Source organism: Propioniciclava sinopodophylli, assembly GCF_004324755.1.
GTDB classification, from domain to species: domain Bacteria; phylum Actinomycetota; class Actinomycetes; order Propionibacteriales; family Propionibacteriaceae; genus Propioniciclava; species Propioniciclava sinopodophylli.
In genome coordinates, this window is record NZ_SDMQ01000023.1 from 1 (window position 1) to 17,554 (window position 17,554).

The 17,554-nt window shown below is 67.6% G+C and carries 22 protein-coding genes and 1 pseudogene; 9 read left to right on the plus strand and 14 right to left on the minus strand.

Features of this window, described 5'->3' with window-relative positions; translation table 11 throughout:
* The first annotated feature begins 290 nt into the window (after positions 1-290).
* On the plus strand, positions 291-1,787 hold the full coding sequence (locus tag ET989_RS14345) for a plasmid pRiA4b ORF-3 family protein (protein WP_131170179.1): 1,497 nt from the start codon (positions 291-293) through the stop codon (positions 1,785-1,787).
* A gap of 187 nt (positions 1,788-1,974) precedes the next feature.
* Here the strand turns inward: ET989_RS14345 and ET989_RS14350 are convergent, their stop codons facing one another.
* The 4 genes from ET989_RS14350 to ET989_RS14365 form a co-directional block, all read right to left on the minus strand.
* Positions 1,975-4,008, minus strand: a complete 2,034-nt coding sequence (locus tag ET989_RS14350) for a multicopper oxidase family protein (RefSeq protein ID WP_131170182.1) — start codon at positions 4,006-4,008, stop codon at positions 1,975-1,977.
* 110 nt (positions 4,009-4,118) lie between these two features.
* The gene (locus ET989_RS14355) at positions 4,119-5,333 is read right to left on the minus strand and encodes an erythromycin esterase family protein (protein WP_131170184.1); all 1,215 of its coding nucleotides are present in this window, start codon (positions 5,331-5,333) and stop codon (positions 4,119-4,121) included.
* A 26-nt stretch (positions 5,334-5,359) separates the two neighbouring features.
* Complete coding sequence (locus ET989_RS14360) at positions 5,360-6,163, minus strand: hypothetical protein (RefSeq protein WP_131170187.1); 804 nt, start codon at positions 6,161-6,163, stop codon at positions 5,360-5,362.
* Between the two features lie 25 nt (positions 6,164-6,188).
* On the minus strand, positions 6,189-6,896 hold the full coding sequence (locus ET989_RS14365; RefSeq protein ID WP_131170189.1) for an ABC transporter ATP-binding protein: 708 nt from the start codon (positions 6,894-6,896) through the stop codon (positions 6,189-6,191).
* A 151-nt stretch (positions 6,897-7,047) separates the two neighbouring features.
* Between ET989_RS14365 and ET989_RS14370 the strand changes: the two genes are divergently transcribed.
* Both ET989_RS14370 and ET989_RS14375 read left to right on the plus strand, forming a co-directional pair.
* Positions 7,048-8,214 carry a sensor histidine kinase gene (locus ET989_RS14370; protein WP_131170191.1) on the plus strand — a complete coding sequence of 389 codons (1,167 nt, stop codon included), beginning with the start codon at positions 7,048-7,050 and terminating at the stop codon, positions 8,212-8,214.
* A complete protein-coding gene (locus ET989_RS14375) occupies positions 8,211-8,852 on the plus strand; it encodes a response regulator (protein WP_131170193.1) in 642 nt (213 codons plus the stop codon). Before ET989_RS14370 ends, ET989_RS14375 begins: the two co-directional genes overlap by 4 nt.
* A 146-nt stretch (positions 8,853-8,998) precedes the next feature.
* Here the strand turns inward: ET989_RS14375 and ET989_RS14380 are convergent, their stop codons facing one another.
* The 4 genes from ET989_RS14380 to ET989_RS14395 all read right to left on the minus strand — a co-directional run bounded on the left by ET989_RS14380 (position 8,999) and on the right by ET989_RS14395 (position 10,163).
* Positions 8,999-9,244, minus strand: a complete 246-nt coding sequence (locus tag ET989_RS14380; protein WP_131170195.1) for a DUF6290 family protein — start codon at positions 9,242-9,244, stop codon at positions 8,999-9,001.
* The gene (locus ET989_RS14385) at positions 9,228-9,551 is read right to left on the minus strand and encodes a hypothetical protein (protein WP_131170198.1); all 324 of its coding nucleotides are present in this window, start codon (positions 9,549-9,551) and stop codon (positions 9,228-9,230) included. Before ET989_RS14385 ends, ET989_RS14380 begins: the two co-directional genes overlap by 17 nt.
* Positions 9,552-9,651: 100 nt before the next feature.
* Entirely contained in the window at positions 9,652-9,978 is a 327-nt protein-coding gene (locus tag ET989_RS14390) for a type II toxin-antitoxin system PemK/MazF family toxin (protein ID WP_131170200.1), read from the minus strand.
* Positions 9,975-10,163: an antitoxin MazE family protein gene (locus tag ET989_RS14395; RefSeq protein WP_241656373.1), complete on the minus strand. Its 189-nt coding sequence runs from the start codon at positions 10,161-10,163 to the stop codon at positions 9,975-9,977. The genes ET989_RS14390 and ET989_RS14395 overlap by 4 nt, the downstream gene beginning before the upstream one ends.
* Positions 10,164-10,380: 217 nt before the next feature.
* Between ET989_RS14395 and ET989_RS14400 the strand changes: the two genes are divergently transcribed.
* The gene (locus ET989_RS14400) at positions 10,381-11,142 is read left to right on the plus strand and encodes a nuclease-related domain-containing protein (protein ID WP_206662393.1); all 762 of its coding nucleotides are present in this window, start codon (positions 10,381-10,383) and stop codon (positions 11,140-11,142) included.
* Here ET989_RS14400 and ET989_RS14405 read toward each other — a convergent pair.
* Complete coding sequence (locus tag ET989_RS14405; RefSeq protein ID WP_206662394.1) at positions 11,086-11,658, minus strand: TetR/AcrR family transcriptional regulator; 573 nt, start codon at positions 11,656-11,658, stop codon at positions 11,086-11,088. The two genes, ET989_RS14400 and ET989_RS14405, sit on opposite strands and share 57 nt — an antisense overlap.
* A gap of 158 nt (positions 11,659-11,816) precedes the next feature.
* Between ET989_RS14405 and ET989_RS14410 the strand changes: the two genes are divergently transcribed.
* Together ET989_RS14410 and ET989_RS15085 are read left to right on the plus strand one after the other, a co-directional pair.
* Positions 11,817-12,563, plus strand: a complete 747-nt coding sequence (locus ET989_RS14410) for a CPBP family glutamic-type intramembrane protease (RefSeq protein WP_165490201.1) — start codon at positions 11,817-11,819, stop codon at positions 12,561-12,563.
* Between the two features lie 453 nt (positions 12,564-13,016).
* A complete protein-coding gene (locus tag ET989_RS15085; RefSeq protein WP_165490202.1) occupies positions 13,017-13,166 on the plus strand; it encodes a hypothetical protein in 150 nt (49 codons plus the stop codon).
* A gap of 5 nt (positions 13,167-13,171) precedes the next feature.
* Here the strand turns inward: ET989_RS15085 and ET989_RS15715 are convergent, their stop codons facing one another.
* Positions 13,172-13,621 carry a hypothetical protein gene (locus ET989_RS15715; protein ID WP_241656374.1) on the minus strand — a complete coding sequence of 150 codons (450 nt, stop codon included), beginning with the start codon at positions 13,619-13,621 and terminating at the stop codon, positions 13,172-13,174.
* Here ET989_RS15715 and ET989_RS16040 point away from each other — a divergent pair.
* Complete coding sequence (locus ET989_RS16040; protein WP_421958230.1) at positions 13,553-13,933, plus strand: IS3 family transposase; 381 nt, start codon at positions 13,553-13,555, stop codon at positions 13,931-13,933. The genes ET989_RS15715 and ET989_RS16040 overlap by 69 nt on opposite strands.
* Here ET989_RS16040 and ET989_RS16045 read toward each other — a convergent pair.
* Positions 13,830-14,693, minus strand: a pseudogene (locus ET989_RS16045) (IS5 family transposase). The gene ET989_RS16040 and the pseudogene ET989_RS16045 overlap by 104 nt on opposite strands.
* Before the next feature lie 197 nt (positions 14,694-14,890).
* On the opposite strand from ET989_RS16045, the gene ET989_RS14425 reads away from it, so the two are divergent.
* Positions 14,891-15,634, plus strand: coding sequence for a hypothetical protein (locus tag ET989_RS14425; RefSeq protein WP_131170207.1), 744 nt, complete (start codon positions 14,891-14,893; stop codon positions 15,632-15,634).
* Between the two features lie 136 nt (positions 15,635-15,770).
* Here the strand turns inward: ET989_RS14425 and ET989_RS14430 are convergent, their stop codons facing one another.
* Both ET989_RS14430 and ET989_RS14435 read right to left on the minus strand, forming a co-directional pair.
* Entirely contained in the window at positions 15,771-16,067 is a 297-nt protein-coding gene (locus ET989_RS14430) for a hypothetical protein (RefSeq protein ID WP_131170210.1), read from the minus strand.
* A 587-nt stretch (positions 16,068-16,654) separates the two neighbouring features.
* On the minus strand, positions 16,655-16,981 hold the full coding sequence (locus tag ET989_RS14435) for a hypothetical protein (RefSeq protein WP_131170212.1): 327 nt from the start codon (positions 16,979-16,981) through the stop codon (positions 16,655-16,657).
* Between the two features lie 196 nt (positions 16,982-17,177).
* Between ET989_RS14435 and ET989_RS16050 the strand changes: the two genes are divergently transcribed.
* Positions 17,178-17,369: an MJ0042-type zinc finger domain-containing protein gene (locus ET989_RS16050; protein ID WP_165490204.1), complete on the plus strand. Its 192-nt coding sequence runs from the start codon at positions 17,178-17,180 to the stop codon at positions 17,367-17,369.
* An 87-nt stretch (positions 17,370-17,456) separates the two neighbouring features.
* Here the strand turns inward: ET989_RS16050 and ET989_RS16055 are convergent, their stop codons facing one another.
* Positions 17,457-17,543 (minus strand): toxin-antitoxin system HicB family antitoxin, encoded by an 87-nt coding sequence (locus ET989_RS16055; RefSeq protein ID WP_421958231.1) that lies wholly within the window; start codon positions 17,541-17,543, stop codon positions 17,457-17,459.
* Positions 17,544-17,554: the final 11 nt, after the last annotated feature.

The window sequence follows — 17,554 nt, forward strand, 5'->3', positions numbered from 1 at the left end:
TGGCACCGGCTCGGGGCATCAACGGCGCCAACCGAGCCCAGTCCTCATCGGTCAACACCGGCATCCGACTCACGGGACCTCACCCTGCCCGAGAAGCCCCTGCAGGGTAACGAGACACGCCCTAGCCCCGGGGGGCATCGTGCAGGAACTCTAGGGTGCTTCCTTCGGTCCTCCCCAGGCGCGCCCATAGCCACCAGATCCTCCAAAATCGTAGGCTCGCATCACGGACGCCGTGTCCCCGCGCGCATCCCCCGACCCATCACTTGTGACGAGTTCCTGGAGGTCTGACCGTGGCCGACAACGTCATCCCGTTCCCTGGCGCGGGGGCCGAACCGGACGACGCACCTCCGTTCAGCCAGGCCGACATCCAGGCCATCACCCAGCAATTGATCGACGAACTCGGCAGCCCCGAGGCAGTCCTCCAAGCTCTGGGGGCGTTCGGGGGCCTCGAGCCTTTCGGCGGTCGGGGTCCATTCGACCTCATGTCACCTCGGCCGAAGCCCAAGCTGCTGCGCAAGCGCAGCAAGCGGGCCACCTACGTCGTCCGCCTCGACCTCGATGACGCCAAGCCGCCGATCTGGCGCCGCCTCCGCCTGCGCAGCGACGTCACACTCGGTCACCTGCACGGCATCATTCAGGTCGCCATGGGTTGGACAAACTCCCACCTGCACCAGTTCAAGATGGGGCCCTCCACCAAGGACTTCATGATGATGCCGTTCCTCAATGACTACGACCTCAGCGAGGGCGAAACTGACGGCATTCCGGAGAACGACGTGCGCCTCGACCAGGTTCTCGGCGAACCCGGGCACCGCCTCTTCTACGAGTACGACTTCGGCGACAGTTGGCACCACACGATCAAGCTCGAGAGAGTTGAGCCATGGGTCGACGGCCAGCCCGACGCCTCCTGCGTCACCGGACGCCGCGCCTGCCCGCCCGAAGACGTCGGTGGCGTCCCTGGCTATGAGGACGCCCTCGCCGGCCTGCGTGGTGAGCCCTCCGACAACCCCGAGTGGACGCGTGAGCTGTTGGCCTGGCTGCCACCCCGCTACGACCCGGAGCACTTCGACATCGCCGAGGTCAACGAACAACTTGAGCAAGGACTCTTCAACCCCGACGCGTGGCACCCCGGGATCGTCCAACTGCTCGCTCAGGGCGGCGCCCAACTGAGTCCGATCGCCGCGCTCGTCAGCAGGGCTACCCGCGTACGCGTCGAGCTGACCGACGCCGAACTGGACGCCGCCACCCACCGTTACCGCCACCTCCTCACCCTGATTGGCGACGGGCTCAAGCTCACCCAGGCGGGATACCTGCCGCCGGCCCTGGTCAAGCAGCTCGCCGACGATCTCGAACTCATCGACTCCACGTGGCCCTTCCCAGCTAGCACCGAGGTCAACACGACCCCCGTCCTGTCACTACGGGAATCCGCGGTCAGCCTCGGCCTGCTCCGCAAGCAGCACGGCAAGCTGCTGCCCACGGCGTCCGCGAAACGCATGGTCGACGACCCGCGCAAGCTGTTCGCGCACATCAGAGGTCGACTGCCGCTGGGCCGTCACGAATCCGATCGGGACGCCGGCCTGCTGGCTCTGCTGTTCACCGCCGCCGGCCAGGAGTTCTACGCCGCACGGCACGAGGCCGCCGGAGTGTACGGCTCCCTCGGCTGGACGTCCCCGGTCTCCTTGGAGCGCGCTCTCTGGCATCAGGCCCAGGACTCTCTGTGCGTCCTCTCGCATCTGGCCCCGGGAGCCAAAGACGCCACCCGCATTGCCGGAGCCTTACTCGCCCGGTGACAGGCAGAACAATACGAACGCCACCAGCAATCCAACAGCGTTCAGGCGGGTGAGCTCGAGGCGCTCCAACGACGCCCGCGTCGGACGGCTGCTCCTCACCCTGGTTCGAGCCACGGCCACACCGTATCCACTCCGCCGAGAGCCCGCGCTTTTCGCGCCCAGAGCCCGCGCTTCTTGTCACCAGCCCTCAGTGATGCCCCCCACCATGACCCCGGTGGAACGCCAGGATCTCACGCGGCAGCACGACGAACGGGCGCATCATCGTGTGGTCCTCGTGGTCGAGGATGTGGCAGTGGTACATGAAGCTGCCCGTCGCCCCAGCGAAGTGGCCCAGCACCTGCACCCACTCCCCCGCCTTCAGCACCCACGTATCCTTCATGCCCGCGGTCACCGCGTCGATCGGACGCCCCGGGCCCGGCTCGGGCAGGGGCCGGGTCGTGCGCCCAGTCCCCAGTTCAAACTCAGCCACCGTTCCACCCGGACGCGGCACCGTCCACGCCCGGCGGCTCAGGATCTGGAACTCCGTCATGTGGATGTGCATCGGGTGATCGGGCCCACCCAGGTGAAGCAGATTCCACAGCGCCCACTGCCCCTCGGCGAGGAAGATCGACGTCGTGTCGTCGAACAGTTTGGCCACGGGGTGCAACGAGAGCACCGACCCATCAGACTGCTCGATCTGAATGACGTCCGCGGCAGGCACCTCAGCCCCCTCCCCCACCGGCCCCAGCTCCCACATCTCAGGGTGCAGCCCGCCCCGGACGCCCGGTGGCACGACCCCCACCCACACCTGCTCATCGTGAGCCTGCTCGTCGCGAGCCTGCTCGTAGCAGCGGTACTCGGGGTTGAGCACCGCGGGCAATCGGAATCGGTCCACCGCGCGGTGCCGTGAAACGACGAACCGCATGATGGTGGCGTCCGCCTGGCCGGGGATGGCGTTGAGCGCCGAACCGTTCTCGTTGCGCAGCTCTAGCGTTCGCCCGCGCAGGCGGCCGAAGTCGACCAGCACGTCGAGTCGCTCACCGGGCCCCAGCTCAATCGTCCCGTCGTCGGGCACGCTCGGTGCTGGCAACAGGCCGCCGTCGGTCCCGATGACCACGAGGGCGTCGGTCAACCGGTTCGCGGCGAACGCCGGGTCACCCGCCGGAATCGCTGCCCCCGGTGGCAGGTTTTCGTCGGTCGTGTCGTGCAGCGCCAGCCGATAGATGCGCGCGCCGGCCCCGTTGACGATGCGCAGTCGGTGCCAGCGAGCCGAGACGTCGTGGGTGGGCCAGATGGTCCCGTTGACGGCGTTGAACGGTCCCGTGACTGGGATCTCACCCAGGGGCGTCCCCGGCCCGAACGAGAAGGCGGCGTGCTTGTAGAGGAAGCGTCCGGTGAAGGCGGGGGCGGCGCCCGGGCCCTGCGCAGAGGCGGGCAGGGTCTCGAGGTTGCGATCGGCCAGCACCAGCGCGAGCTCGTGGCGTCCCGACGGCAGGAGGAGAGCATCTTCGACCTCGTCGCCAATCCAGTAGAACCCGGCCAGCCCCGCGTGCACGTTGAAGCGGGTCACCGCCATCGCATGGTCGTGGTACCACAGCGTCGCCGCCGGCTGGTCGTTCGGGTACGTGCAGCGCGTGGTGTGGCCGAGGGTCGCGACGTTGTGCGCCCACCCGTCGTTGTGCCCGTCAGTGAGCGCACCATGCACGTGGACAACCGTCGCGGCGGTCAAGACCTCAGTGCCGTCCAACGGCGGGTAGGAGTCCGGCCCTTCACCCCGCCGAATCGATCGTCCGCCGGGGGCGGCCGCAGCGGCGAAGTCAGGCGCACCCGAAGCCAACAATGGGACGCGCACGACATCGAACGGCAGCCGGGCAGCGTGCTGGGCATCGTCGGCCACGTCGTTGACCCAGTCGATCAACACCGGACGCCCCCGCCTCACCTCGATCGTCGGCCCGGGCTGGGAGCCCTCGTAGGTCCAGCCCGTCACGGTCGGCAGGTCAGCGTGGGCTCGGACCTGAGCCGTCCGAGCCGCGATGCGCAGCGGTTTGTCAGCCGGACGCCGCCAGGCCTGGATCCGTGGCGGCTGGGTGAGCCGATCCCGGAACTTGCGCAATCCCAGCGGCGCGTCCCCCGGAACGAGTTCCGGTTGGACCACCCCATCGGCCGGCCCGAGCACGGGGGCGCTGCCGGTGGAGGCGAGCCAAGCAAACTCGAGGGTTTCGGGCGTGGGCATCTCAGTCATGGCGGACTCCCAGGGGGCGGAGGGTGAACAGTGCGCGGCACGCTAACAGCAAGGCGCCGACGGGCGTCAGGTGGTGGGCTTAGCGCGGGCGCGCCTCCCCGGGCCGCAGCTCAGCCCAGTCGCTCGGTCGGGGACGCGTCCCAGACGTAGATGAGCGCGTCCCAGGCCTCCGCGGGGGTGACGCTCACCGTGTGCAACGGCGGCACCCACGCCTGCCACGAGGCGAACGGCTCGCCGGCGCTGACCATCGTCGTGGCGCCGCGCAACAACTCGGCGTCGGCCCCGGTGACCGAGGCCAGCTCCAGGTAGCCCACCGTCGTGCCTCCGAACAGCCCACGGATGCGCCCGTTCACCGTCAGCGTCGACACCGTTCCCTGCGAGTTCAGCCCCACGCGATGCCCGTCGGTGCCGATCACCCGGTAGTCATCACCCCACTGCCGCGCGGCCAGCCGCCCCACGGTGTCGCCCCCGACCGCGGTCGCCTGCCCCGCGCGGTCGAGGTGCCCGTTGTGGCCGAACAGCAGCGTGCGCTCGCGCCCGGACGCCGTCCCGCGCTCCACGACCCAGGCCAGGTTGTCGAACATCATCGCGTCCCGGTTGCCGACACCGAGGCCTCGCTGCCGGGCTTGCTCCAGCACGCGCCCCGCCTGCCGCGCCTCGGCCGCCGCCTCGCTCCCGTCATCGGACGCCGTGAGCGCGGCCTGCAGGTCCGCCACGGCCGACTCGACGTCGGCGGCCACCGCCCTGTCCCACAGGGCTTCATCGGTGAAGCGCGCCAGCCGCGCGGTCAGGTCGGCCGCAGCCGTGGGGTTCCGCGCGGCCAGCCAGGCGAGCGCAAGCCCCTTGGTGGCGGTGGGACGCGCGGCGTCGATGCCCACGAAGCGGATGTCCTCGCCCGCCGGGTGTTGGTCATTCTGCGCGCGCACCCAGGTCAGCAAGTCGACCGTGTCCCGGGTCCGGTTCAGGCCGTAGCCGAACAGACGGGCGGCCTCCACGGCGGTGCCCGGTCCACCCTGCAGCCAGGCGTCAACCAAGGCGACGCTGCCGAAGTCTTCCTCCCAGGCGACGGTCGTGAAGCCCTGGTCCGCGACCTTCTGCAGCAATTGCAGGCGCAGCGCCTGAAACTCATGGGTGCCATGCGTGGCCTCCCCCAGTGCCAGCACCCGGGCGGAGGTCATCCGTTCCGAGAGAACCGCCTCGGTGAACTCACCAGCCACAGGTGAGCCCTGCGGGCGGGACTGCCACCACGACACCATCGCCGCGACGGCCGCCACGCTGACGATGATGGCGACGAACACCAGGCCGAGGGGCTTGCGCTTCTTCATGGTCGTCTCCTTCTGGTCAAGGTTCGTCACAGGTCGTCGCGCAGCAGACGCAGCGTCCCGACGGTACCTGGGGCGACGATCCACACCATCGCGGCGACGACCACGGCCAGCGGACCGACGACCGCCGCGTCCGGAAGAAGTTCGTAGAGCGGATCGACGGCCACGAAAGCCATGGCGCGCGCTGCGGTGTCGGAGATGCTGCCGACCAGCATGGCCACCGTGGGCCACACCAGCAGGAAGGCGATCGGGGCGGCCGCGTTGCGCAGCGCCAGGGCCCACGCGAAGCCCGCCAGGACCAGGAAGGCACCATTGCCGGCCACCACGGCGAGCGAGGCGACGTCAAACGTCCACGCCAAGGTCACACCGGTGATCAGCGGCGCCACCACCATCACGAGCGCCGCCGCCACGACAGCCAAGGTCGTCGCGACGACCGACAGCCCCAGGACGGTCAGAATCTTCGCCAACACCAGACGGCCACGGCGGGGATCGAGGGTCAACGTCACGGAGGCGGTGCGGGCCGAGAACTCACCGGCCACGAGCAGCACCGCGAGCACCATCGAGATCATGGACGCCGGCACCACAGCCATCGACGCCAGGTGGCCGAAGTCGGTTCCTGTGGTGGGGAACAGGGCACGTCCCCCGGCAAAGGCGCCCGACAGGAGAGCTGCCGCAGCGATCAGCACGGGTCCGGTGCGGGTGTTGACCAGCTTGCGGGTCTCGACGGCCACGGCGCGGGCCAGTGCCCGACCGGAGGTCTCGTTCGAGGCGACGCGCGCAGCGCGCACCGGAGCGGCGGCAGGAGCAGGGACGGAAGCGGTGTGGACGGTCATCTCGGGGTCCTTTCGAGGGTGGTGGTCAGGCGGCGCGGTCAGCGCCAGAGGTGAGGGTGAAGTACTGCTCTTCGAGCTCGGCGCTGGACGCGGCAGTGATGGGCTCGTCGGCGAGGACCCGACCGCGGGCCACCATCACAACGCGGTCGGCCAGGCGGCTGACCTCGTGCAGATCGTGGCTGCTGAGCAGCACCGCGCACCCACGCTCGGCGCGTGAACGGAGCAGACCCGCGAGCCAGCGCTGACCCTGCGGGTCGAGGCCGTTGGCCGGCTCGTCGAGCACGAGCGCGGCAGGGTCGCCGAGCAGGGCGTGGGCCAGGCCGAGACGCTGCCGCATGCCCAGGGAGTAGGTGCCGACGCGACGGCGTCCCTCAGCAGCGGTCAGGCCAACCTCGTCCAGCGCGTCGTCGACGCGGCTCGCGGGCAGGCCCAGCGTGATGGAGGCCAACCGCAGGGTTTCGCGTCCGGTGCGGCCGGGGTGGAAGGAGTCGGCCGAGAGCAGGGCACCCACGACATGGGCGGGGTCGGCGAGGGTGGCGTAGGCCATCCCGTTCACGGTGGCCTCCCCGGAGTCGGGGCGGACGAGACCAACCAGGGAACGCAGACAGGTCGACTTGCCGGCCCCGTTGGGGCCGAGGAACCCGACGATCGTGCCGGGAGCGACAGAGAACGTGACGTCATCGAGCGCCACGGTGGCGCCGAAACGCTTGGTGAGGTGGGTCAGGTTGATCATGGGTTCAGTTCAGCCCAGCCATCCGGGTGCCGCATCGGGTGATCAGCCACCATGACGGGTCGGTTCGGCGCTGGGAGAGGGTCCGATCGGACCCCCTCCGCGGGCCGATCGGCCGACGCCCCCTCGAGGGCAACAGCGTTACGTTGGGGCCGTGACCGCGCCACCCCTCGCCCCTGCCCCGCCCCGAGTCGTGGTGTGGACCGTGGCGGTGCTCGCGTTCCTCTACTACCTGACGCCGATCGCCGCCCGCCTCGCCGCTGGACGCCCACTCCCATGGTCGCTCGTCCTCCTGCTGGTCCTCCCGGCCATCGCAGCCCTTGTCGCGCTGCCTTGGCGCGAGCGAGCTCCGATCGCGATCGCACTCGTCATCGCCGCCTTGTGGGTGCCGAGCCCTGGGGTGCTCGGGGCGGCGATCGTGGCGCAGGAGTCGGTGGCCCGACGCCGGAGCCTCACCAGCGCCCTGACGACGGGTGCCGTCCTCATCGCCGCCAAGGTGCTCGAGCTATTCGCGTCGGCCTCGGGTGCTGCTGCGACGGCGATCAGCTTCGAACTGGCGTTGGCCATCGCTGGCGTGGTGATCGCGACCCTCGTCGGATTGTTGGCGTCCAGCCGCGCTCAGGCCCAGCACGACCGCGAATCGGCGGAGCAGGCACGACGCGAGGCCGAGGCGTCCCGCATCAACGAGGCGCGTATGGCCGAACGCGAGCGCATCGCTCGCGAGATGCACGACGTCGTGGCGCACCGCCTGTCGCTGGTCGCCCTGCATGCCGGCGGCCTGGTATATCGAACGAATCTCACCGCGGATGAAGCCCAGGCAGCGGCCAGGATGATTCAGCTCAATGCGCAGGCGTCCCTCGACGAGCTTCGCACGATGCTTGCCACGCTGCGAGGATCTGAGGCACCGCCCGAGCCTCCCCAGCCGACGCTCGCCGAGCTGGACGTCCTGCTGGCCGACGCCGAAGACATCGGCCAGCTCGTCACCGTGACCCACATCGGCGACCTTGAGGCGGTGGCCACCCACGCGTCTCGGCAGTCATTCCGGATCGTCCAGGAGTGCCTCACCAACGCCCGCAAGCACGCCCCCGGAGCGCCGGTGCACCTCAGCCTCACCGCACGCGACGAAGTCTTGCACCTGCGGGTATCGAACCCGCTCGCTGACCTGGCGATCCCCGACGCGAGCGGGTCACGGCTCGGTCTGGTGGGCATCGCCGAACGCGTCGGGCTGGTGGGCGGAACGCTCACCCACGGCGTCCGGGATGGACAATTCGTGGTGGACGCCGCCCTCCCGTGGGGCGCGCCGGCGAAGGAGGGCGCATGATCCGGCTCGGAATCGTTGATGACGACGCCATGGTGCGGACCGGCCTGGCTTTCATCCTGGGCGGTGAGGCTGACATCGAGGTGGCCTGGCAGGCCGCCAACGGGATCGAGGCGCTGGAGCGCCTGGCGGCGCAGGGTGCCGACCTGCTATTGCTCGACATCCGCATGCCGGGCATGGATGGTCTCGCGACCCTGGACGCCCTTGCCGGGCGCGACGATCGGCCTCGCGTCATCGTGCTGACCACGTTCAACACCGACGACTACGTGGTGCGGGCGCTGCGGCAAGGCGCCGACGGGTTCTTGTTGAAGGACGCCGATCCGGCCCGGGTGGTCGACGCGATCCGTCGAGTCCACGCCGGGGAGCGGACGCTGTCACCGGAGGTCACCGACACGCTCATCCAGGTCGCCACCGAGCGTCCGGCCGCCGATGCCACGGCGAACGCGGCGCTGGAGCAACTCACCCAACGCGAGCGCGAGATCGCCGTCCTCATGGCCGAGGGCTTGACCAACGCCCAGATCGGCTCGCGACTGAACGTGTCCATGGCGTCGGTCAAGGCGCACCTGTCCCACATCTTCACCAAGCTCGGCGTCGACAACCGAGTCTCCGCGGCGATGATGGTGCGCGAGGTCCGCACGTAGGGTGATTTCATGCCCGACCGCTGGTGATCCTGCTCCACGGCACCCGTTTCAGCTCTCGCGCGGCCAACAGCATCCGCGGGCCGCGCCCTCGTGTACCGAAGCCGACCCTGCACCTTCGCACTGTGGGCGGCATGTCCGGATGTTGGTCAGGCGGTCTTCTCCTGGTTGAGCCGGTCGAGAATCCAGGACCGTACCAAGGTGGACGCGGGCAGGTGCTTGGCGTCGGCCACCTGCTCGACCCGGGCTTGCTCCTCCTCGCTGAGGCGAATCGAGTACACCTTGCTGCGGTTCGGTCGGGTGGGCCGGGCCCCGGCCGGATAGGCGGCCTCGCGCGTCTGCTCGGACTCTTCTCGGAGGCGAGCAGCCAGAGCCGGATCAATCGTCTTCGCCATCGGTGGTCCCCTCTCGATAGAACCTCAGGTCGGCGCCGGTCGCCGGCCATGCGTTGATGCCGTGCAGGTCGCCATCGGCGTCCCGGAAGGCGATGACGACCAGCACGCGGCCGGAGTCAGCCGAGAACCCGATGAAGCGTGAGGCGCCCATACGCGACTTCGGATCCGGCTCGAACGCCACCAGGTCGACGTCGTGCATGACCTGCTGGGCCCATTCCGGCTCGATGTCCAGGCCGCCGGGGTAGCGGTCACCGCGCCCCCGGATGTAGCCCGCGGCCCCCTCGTCCCAGTTGAGTACCTCACCCACATCCCAATACTAGCTCGATGTCGGACGATGTACTACACGTCACCAACACAGGTGCCGCTCCGAGGGCGGCAATACAGGATGTTCGGAAGGCGGATGTGGCCTACCGGGCCATGCCGAGGAAGGTCATCATGAGTCGCTCCAACTCGACCATCTGCTGGCTCGACAGGCGCCCGATCCTGACCTGAACATTGCTGCGCCTCACGGTGGTCAACTTGTCCACCATCACGTCACTGTCGTGGGTCAGGCCGGCCAGGCCCCCAGCAGGCACCCGAAGTCGCAGCAGCGGCGCATCGGTCAGGGTGGTCGTGAGCGGAGCGACCGTGACCGACTCCGTCAGTTCGAAGACATCGTCCTGCACGATCACAGCAGGCCTCGGCTTGGCCGCATAGACCCCCCCAGCCACCGTCCACAGTTCCCCGCGTTTCACTCCTCGTCCCAATCGAGGGATACGGCCTCGATGAAGTCCTGGTCATCGCTGTGGCGGTCGATCTGCGCGATCAGGGCTGCTTGGCGCCGCGCCTCGCGAGCGAACTGCTCGCTGCGCACGTCAGGGACCCAGACCTGCACTGGGCGGTAACCCCGTGCCCGCATGCGATGCCGGTATTCGCCCACGCGCTCCCTCACAGCCATGCCATCAGGTTACATGTAACAGGGGCGCCGCCCAAGATCGATCCCGCCGATTGACGCCACGGAGGTCCGCTACGCGCGACCAGCGAGCTGCGCGGACGGCGGCAGATCCGTGCGTTCGTGACGGCTGCCCCGGTGTGATTTGGGGGTTGATGGGGACGTCGTCGATATTCGCCTCTGATGGACCGCTACTTTGTTCCTCATGGTTGAGGATGCGGCACCGATGGACGTGAAGCGGATGCGGCTGCGCTACGCCGGCACCTGCTCGAGCTGCGGATCGGCACTCAGTGCGGGCACGACCGCGGACTACGACCGGGTAAGCAAGACGGTGGCCTGCGTGACGTGCCCTGCCTCGGTCCCGCCCGACCAGACACAGATGGTTGTTCCGCATGCGGTTGTCGACCAGATGACCGAGACAGTCGCAACCGATGCAGTTCGTCCAGGGCCGGAGGTGGACAAGGTGCCTGTGTTGGGGGTGGTCGATGGGCAAGGTGGCGCATCTGCGGCTGCCGAGTACAAGCGGCGCCACGATGCCAGGCAGGAACGGGTGTTGGCCAAGCACCCGCGTATGGGACGGTTCCTTTTGGCGGTCTTCGATGACCCTCAGTCGACGCGGGCGTGGTCGGTTGGTGCTGAGGGTGAGCGGATGCTCGGTGGCATGTTGACGTCCATGGCCGGCGACTCGCTGCGTGTGCTGCACGACCGCCTCATTCCCCGGACCAGGGCAAACATCGATCATCTGGTCGTGTGCCCCAACGGGGTGTTCGTGGTGGACGCCAAGCGCTACCGCAACGCGCGGCCAGCGCTGCGGGTCGAGGGAGGCTTGCTGAGGCCGCGCACCGAGTCGTTGACCGTTGGGGGACGAGACCGGACAACGCTGGCGGCTGGGATGCAGAAGCAGGTCGTCCTAGTCCGGGCCGCCCTGGCCGAGCAGCGCATCCAGGAGCAGCTCGAGTTCGTCTAGGTCGCCGGTCGGCAGTCGCGCTGCGGCCAGGGTCAGCGGGATCGACGCTGCATCCACGCCGGCGAGCTGCCGTGCGGGGACGTCCTCGTCGTCCGAGGTGCGCAGCAGCGCACGACCGTGCAGCCATGCCGTCAGCAAGTAGGTGCCTGACGCCGCCCGCTCCAGGCCCAGCCCGGCACGCTCGGTCAGAAACCCGAGCAACGCCTCCTGCAGCGCCAGCGAGTTCGCACCGACGACCCGGTGTCGGCCTAACAGGTCGGCTGGGCCGGGGTGCAAGGTGAATTGGTCCCACGCGTGCTGGATGAAGGCCGCGGCGGCCGGCCTCGGTGCGGCGGAGTCAAGGAGCGTGAGGTCCCAGGTGCCGATGAAGGCGTCGGCGACCGCGGTTGATAGGTCGTGCATGTCATTCACGTATGTGTAGACGGCGTTGGGCGCCACACCGGCCTCGGCGGCGACGGCGCGGAGTGTCAGTGCCGCCGCGCCGTTGCGTTCGACGATGGCACGGGCGGCTCCCACGATCAGGTCCCTGTCGATGTTGCCACGGGGACCTCTACGCCCTTCCAATCGTGCCCCTTCCCTTGCCTAATTCTACGAGCTACGCTGCGTTTGTGCAGCGAACAAACTTCGTACCCGTGCAGGGTGTCCGAAGCTTCATCGTATTCTCCCTCCTCGTAGTGGCCGCACTCTGGGTAGTGGTCCTTCCCTATATCCTGAACGCCACGGAACCGCCTGGCTGGCTCCTGCTCGTGGGCAGGTGGATACCGGCGCTTGCGTCGCTTGTGGTCGTGCTGTGGCTGGTGCCGCTCCGGGTTCGGCTTCCCGAGTTGTGGGGGCTGAGTGTTCGCAGTTGGTCCCGGACGCTGATCTGGGCGGGGCTCGCGTTCGCCGCCGTCATGGTCGCGCAGCTGCTTCAGATTGTGGTCGGAGTGCTCCTCGGGCTTGCGCGCTGGGCGCCGGCCGAGGGGTGGATCCTCGCCCTCGTCGGCTCCGTGCTGCCGATCACCCTGGTGACAATGCTGAGCACCTTGGGTGAGGAGGTGGCTTGGCGCGGTCACCTTGCGCAGGCTTTGGCGCACCTTGGGTTCTGGCGCTCGACCATCCTGATCGCGCTGGTGTGGATGGTTTGGCACCTACCCCTCGTCGTGGCCTACGCCGTAGCCGATGTGATGCCGCTGGCCGCCAATCTCGCAGCCAACCTCGGGATCGTGTTCCTCGCTCCGCTATTGGCAGCGGTCGCCATTAGGGGCGGCTCGATTTGGCCGGCCGTCGTCGCGCACGCCGTGCCACCGTTCACCGGCTTGCTGGTGACCGAGGCATCACCGTGGTTCCACCTCTTGTTCGTCGCGGTGATGCTGCTGTTCGGAATCGCCCTGGCACCTCGCTCGGGCAGTGCGGAGGCCGAACAGGCCGCCCCATTCTGACCCCTCGTGGAGCGGCCAAAAAGGTGGCTGTGCGGTGCTGTGCCTTCGCATCCCGTCAGGCTTGACGGTAAATTGGCGAGCTCATGTGGCCAGAGCGGAATCCGATGTGGCCTATTGGGCCTCGGGCGCAAGTGCGCATTGATTGGCTGCGTATGCGATGACGAGATCGGCAGTTGGATCACCGAGACCCTCATGGCACATGGTGGTGACGTCAAGTTCGTACGGCGTGTGGTGAACGCGAAACGCCGGAGGCCATGTTGTTGTCGGATCCCTCCAACCATGCGAGCAGTGTCATCTGCCTTAGGCGCTTCTGCTGGATCGCGGATGGATCTGTTCGACCGAGTGACGCCTAAAGCACCTCACCCTGCGGCCTGCTGGAGGTACGGTGGGTGCATCTCTTCTGAATCGCCCCGGGTCTGGTGGAGGCTCTCAAATCAGTGAAGGATGAGAGTTATGGCACCACCGAGGAAGTACAGCGTTGAGCTGCAGCAGCGGGCGACGCGAATGGCGTTGGACGCGAGGAAGGACCCCGAGACGAGCCGTGGCGCGATCAAGCGCGTCGCTGACCAGCTGGGGATCCACCCCGAAGCACTACGCAACTGAGTCCGTCACGCCGAGGTCGACGACGGCCTCCGTCCGGGGATCACCACCGACGACCAGACCCGGATCAACGAGTTGGAGCGCGAGGTCCGGGAGCTGCGCCGAGCCAACGAGATCCTGAAGACAAGCGCAGCTTTTTTCGCAGCAGCGGAGCTCGACCGCAAGATCAGGTAGCGGCCCGTGAGGTGCCGGTCGCGGTGGTCGTCGACTACATCGACGCTCACCGCGGCCGCATCGTGGAGGGCCGTGAACTCGGAGTCGAGCCGATCTGCCGGGTCCTGCGGGAAGCAGGCGTGCAGATCGCTCCGAGCACCTACTACGCCAACAAGCACCACACCCCCTCGGCGCGCGCGGTCCGCGATGTCGAGCTGACCGAGGAGATCCGAACCGTGCACAGCCGCAACCTGGGCGTCTACGGCGCCAGGAAGGTCCATGCCGAACTCCGGCGGCAAGGCCAACAGGTGGCACGCTGCACCGTGGAAAGGTTGATGCGGGCTGAAGGGTTGCGTGGCATCACCCGCGCCAAGACCCTCCACACCACCCGCTCCGACGGTGCCGAGACACCCCGCCCGGAGGACCTGGTCGAGCGGCAGTTCGTCGCCGAGGCCCCGAACCAGTTGTGGGTGGCGGACCCCCGCCAGAAGCAGACACCACTAGGCCGTGTTGCTAAATCCATTGCAAGGCGGCGGAGAGGCAGAGCCCTGCCGCGTATGACCGGGCGGTCTTGTCGTAGCGGGAAGCGAGTCCTCGCCACTGCTTCACGAAGTTGAAGCACCGCTCGACGACGTTGCGGCCCTTGTAACGCTCCCGCTGCTCATCGCCGAAGTCGATCGGACGGCCCGGCCGCTTGCGACGGTGCGCGATCTGGTCGTCGCGTTCGGGGATCGTGGCCTTGACGCCGCGCTCGCGCAGCCAGGCCCGGTTCTTCTTCGACGGGTAGCCCTTGTCCGCGAGCACCCGATCCGGCCTCGTGCGCACAGGCCCCCGGCCGGGGATGTGGATCTCGTCGAGTACGCAGGTGAACTGCTCGTGTCTGCGACCTGCCCGCCGGTGAGGACGAACGCCAGCGCCCGGGCCTGCCCGTCGCAGACGAGATGGATCTTCGTCGTCAAACCACCCCGTGACCGGCCGATCGCGTGGTCAGGAGGCTCTGGCCCGGACTTCTTGTAGTTCGATGGATCCCCCTGTGACCCGGGGCAGGGTCGCGCCATGCTGATGGACACGCGCGATCGAGGAATCCACCGACACGACCCAGTCGATCTCACCCTGAAGCGACGCCCGCTTCTGCACATGGGTGAGCAGGTCCTCCCAGACGCCGTCGGTCGCCCATCGCCGGAAGTTCTTGTAGATCGTGTTCCAGCTCCCGAACCGGTCGGGGAGGTCTCGCCACGCCGATCCCGTGCGGAACCGCCACGCGGTCGCCTCGACCACCGTGCGCCGATCCACCGGAGGACGGCCCCGTGTCCTCACCGGCGGGAACACGTCCCGGATCAGCTCCCAGACCTCGTCCGTGATGACATCTCGCGACACGCCTCAAGGATCACCCGAAGGCCCCGAACCAGCATTTAGCAACACGGCCTAGGTGAGTGAGCACCGGCCGACAGCGGCAGTTGCGGATGCTTGGGCTACGTGACGATGCGTTCTCATTCGAAGAGGCAGTGGCTGGAGCGTCGGCCGACTTGTGGCATCGGAGGCGGCCAAGGCGTGTGTCTGGGTAGAGTGGACAAGTGCTCCACGCCGATGACGAGAACGGGGTCCCGGCGGGAGATCCAGCCGGAACCTTGGTGTTGCTGGATCGAGTCGCCGCCCTGTTGGTGAGCGTGGCGACTGACGGGCCTCGCGTTGAGGAGGCAAACGCGCGGTACAAGTCGGATCGGACGCTTCTGATGAGGGCGCTGCGGTCCCTCGGATTGGAGTATCCGTTCCCGTTTCGGGATCTGTGGGAGTGGTACGGCCACTGGACTCAGCACTTCCCCAAGTGGGCTCAACGACGCGAATACATCGGCCAGTTGGCAGGGCCCGTCCGGGATGCGCTTGAGGCGATAGATGCGGGCGTGCAGGTTCACGATCCGGGGGCACCTGGCCCGCTTACCTGGACGGAACTGGATGCACGGGTTGCCGGGTTAGCCGACGAACTTCGGGCGGCCAGCTCGCAGGATGATTTGCAGGACGTTGGGCGTCGTTGCCGGGAAATCCTGATCGACCTGGCCGCCCTAATCGCCGACGCGGCGCTTGTTCCGGATGGTCAGGAGGCGCCAAAGGGCGCTGACGCGAAGGGGTGGCTCGCCCTGTTCCTGGCAGAGCACGCGAGGGGGAGCAGCGGCGAACGATTGCGTCAGTTTGTGAACTCTACTTGGGCGCTGGCGCAGGAGGTTACTCACAAGGGGAACGCGAGGGTCACCGCATATGCGGCGGCGCAGGCCACAATCTTGCTGGTGCGCACCCTACAAATGCTCGCTGCCGACGTGTGATTGGCCCGGCCATCCACAAGGCACACTGGTGGTCCTGGCCAGGCCGCCAACCGCGTAGCCCCCACAACGCCTCAAGAGCCGAACAGCGGCAGAGGCGTGTGCCCGGATGGGGTTTCTGACGATCGACGCTTGCCTGTCAGGGAAGCACTGTCTCACCGATCCAGGCGTCCACCGTTTCGACATCAGTCACGACCGGAGGCTCCGGGAACCCGCGATCTCCCAGCCGGGCAACCGCGGGGAGGTAGACCTCCCGATTGAAGCGATCCAGAGCGTCGCGGGAGTCCCACTGCATGACCTGCCATCCGTCGGCAGCGGGGCCAGACGCGAAGGCGCGGCGGCCCCCCGGGATGGTCACGTCGCCCACGGCCGCCGCCACCACCCTCCAATGCTCGATGGTGCCGCCAGGAAAGAACGCCATGCGTAGGAACGCCACGGACGTACCCTAAACGCTGCCCGCCCAGACCGATGGGCCCGCGCTGACGGCGCCAGATGCGGATGCTTGGCGAGTGCCCATTCGGGGTGCGGCGGGACTCGCTGGAAGTGACCAACGGCAGCAGATTGTCAGGGGCTCCTGCAATGCTGAGCTAGTGATCGAGCCACCAGTTGACTTTGAGCGTATGCGACGCATGCGTTGCGGAACATGCGGCCACGAGTGGTTCGTCAACGAGCAGTGGCTAGACCGCTTCAATCAGGGTCTTGAACCGTGCCCGGAGTGCGGCACCGATTGCCGGGGTGAGGATCGTCCCGACTTCTGCGCAAGACCAGATGACCCCTCGCACAACAACACAGCAGTGCTCGCTTCTTACTGGTACCACTCATCAACTCACGAGAACTGGCCGGAGAGGGACTTCGATCCCGCTGGGAAGTTCACAGACGACACCAGGCGACGCATGGAGTCGATGGCGGGGCCCGGATCCGTCGAGCGATGGGCGGCGCGACAGAAGGACAAGGCTCTTCACATCGGCACCTACGAGGCCGCGATAGAGAACATGTTCAGACGCATGGACGACCAGAGCGGTTCTAGCGAACAGTTCTTCCTCCACCGCGTGAAACCCGGGTTCCGCAGGTGGTGGTGGACCGGGCGTAGCTCCAGAGACGAGCCGAGAGATGCCATCGAACGGTCAAGCCGCGTTCTTCCCAGTCGGACAACGAGAACTTCCGACTCTCCCTTTCGGTTGAGCGAACCGCATGGCCCATCGCGACCAAGTCGTCTCGGCCAAGGATTTCGGCGTCCACGTGGTACACCAGATCCCCCGAGAACAACCGCTCGACGTTGTCCCGAACGTCACCTTCCTCCGAGAGATACTGCTGCTCCACGAAGTCAGCGATCCTCTTGGCCAACCACATGCCGCCACGCTAGGCGCCCGGGGGATCGGCGTCCACTACGCGGCATGTGCGGGCGAGCCTTAGGGCCCAGGGTAAGACCGGACACCCGGACGCGGAACCTCCCCCTGGTACCTGAGAACTGTCAGACGCAAGGAATATGGTCTCCGATATCCGGCCTACACGACTCGTTCAGAGCCGGCCATTGAGAGGCATCATCATGGACTTCGACATCGAATGCCCCGAGTGCGGCACTGCGGTCAACGTGACGCTCCAAGACGTGGGCCAGCGGCGTACCGTTCGGTGTCGCCGCGGACATAGCATCAAGCTGGAGGATCAAGGTGGGGGCGCTCGGAAGGCGCAGAAGGCCTTGGATGATCTTGACCGCGCCATCAAGCGCCTCGGTCGGTAGCAGGCCTCCTCCGCAGATGAGGTCGCGGCCGGGCAGCAGGGAGGCCACCGTCCACGGTGCGGCAATTGCGGATGTTCCAGAGGTGGCTCAGGAGGCCTCTGAGAGGCGTTGCACGACGTACTGGTTGAGGCTGAGGTGCTCTTCGGCAGCTTGGATCGCGAGGCGGCGGTGCAGGCTTTCCCCGA

Coding starts and splice junctions, on each gene's coding strand:
- ET989_RS14350 (WP_131170182.1), bottom strand. CDS start 4,008: ATGACTGAGATGCCCACGCCCGAAACCCTCGAGTTTGCTTGGCTCGCC.
- ET989_RS14355 (WP_131170184.1), bottom strand. CDS start 5,333: ATGAAGAAGCGCAAGCCCCTCGGCCTGGTGTTCGTCGCCATCATCGTC.
- ET989_RS14360 (WP_131170187.1), bottom strand. CDS start 6,163: ATGACCGTCCACACCGCTTCCGTCCCTGCTCCTGCCGCCGCTCCGGTG.
- ET989_RS14365 (WP_131170189.1), bottom strand. CDS start 6,896: ATGATCAACCTGACCCACCTCACCAAGCGTTTCGGCGCCACCGTGGCG.
- ET989_RS14375 (WP_131170193.1), top strand. CDS start 8,211: ATGATCCGGCTCGGAATCGTTGATGACGACGCCATGGTGCGGACCGGC.
- ET989_RS14380 (WP_131170195.1), bottom strand. CDS start 9,244: ATGGCGAAGACGATTGATCCGGCTCTGGCTGCTCGCCTCCGAGAAGAG.
- ET989_RS14400 (WP_206662393.1), top strand. CDS start 10,381: ATGGTTGAGGATGCGGCACCGATGGACGTGAAGCGGATGCGGCTGCGC.
- ET989_RS15085 (WP_165490202.1), top strand. CDS start 13,017: ATGGCACCACCGAGGAAGTACAGCGTTGAGCTGCAGCAGCGGGCGACG.
- ET989_RS14435 (WP_131170212.1), bottom strand. CDS start 16,981: ATGTGGTTGGCCAAGAGGATCGCTGACTTCGTGGAGCAGCAGTATCTC.
- ET989_RS16050 (WP_165490204.1), top strand. CDS start 17,178: ATGGACTTCGACATCGAATGCCCCGAGTGCGGCACTGCGGTCAACGTG.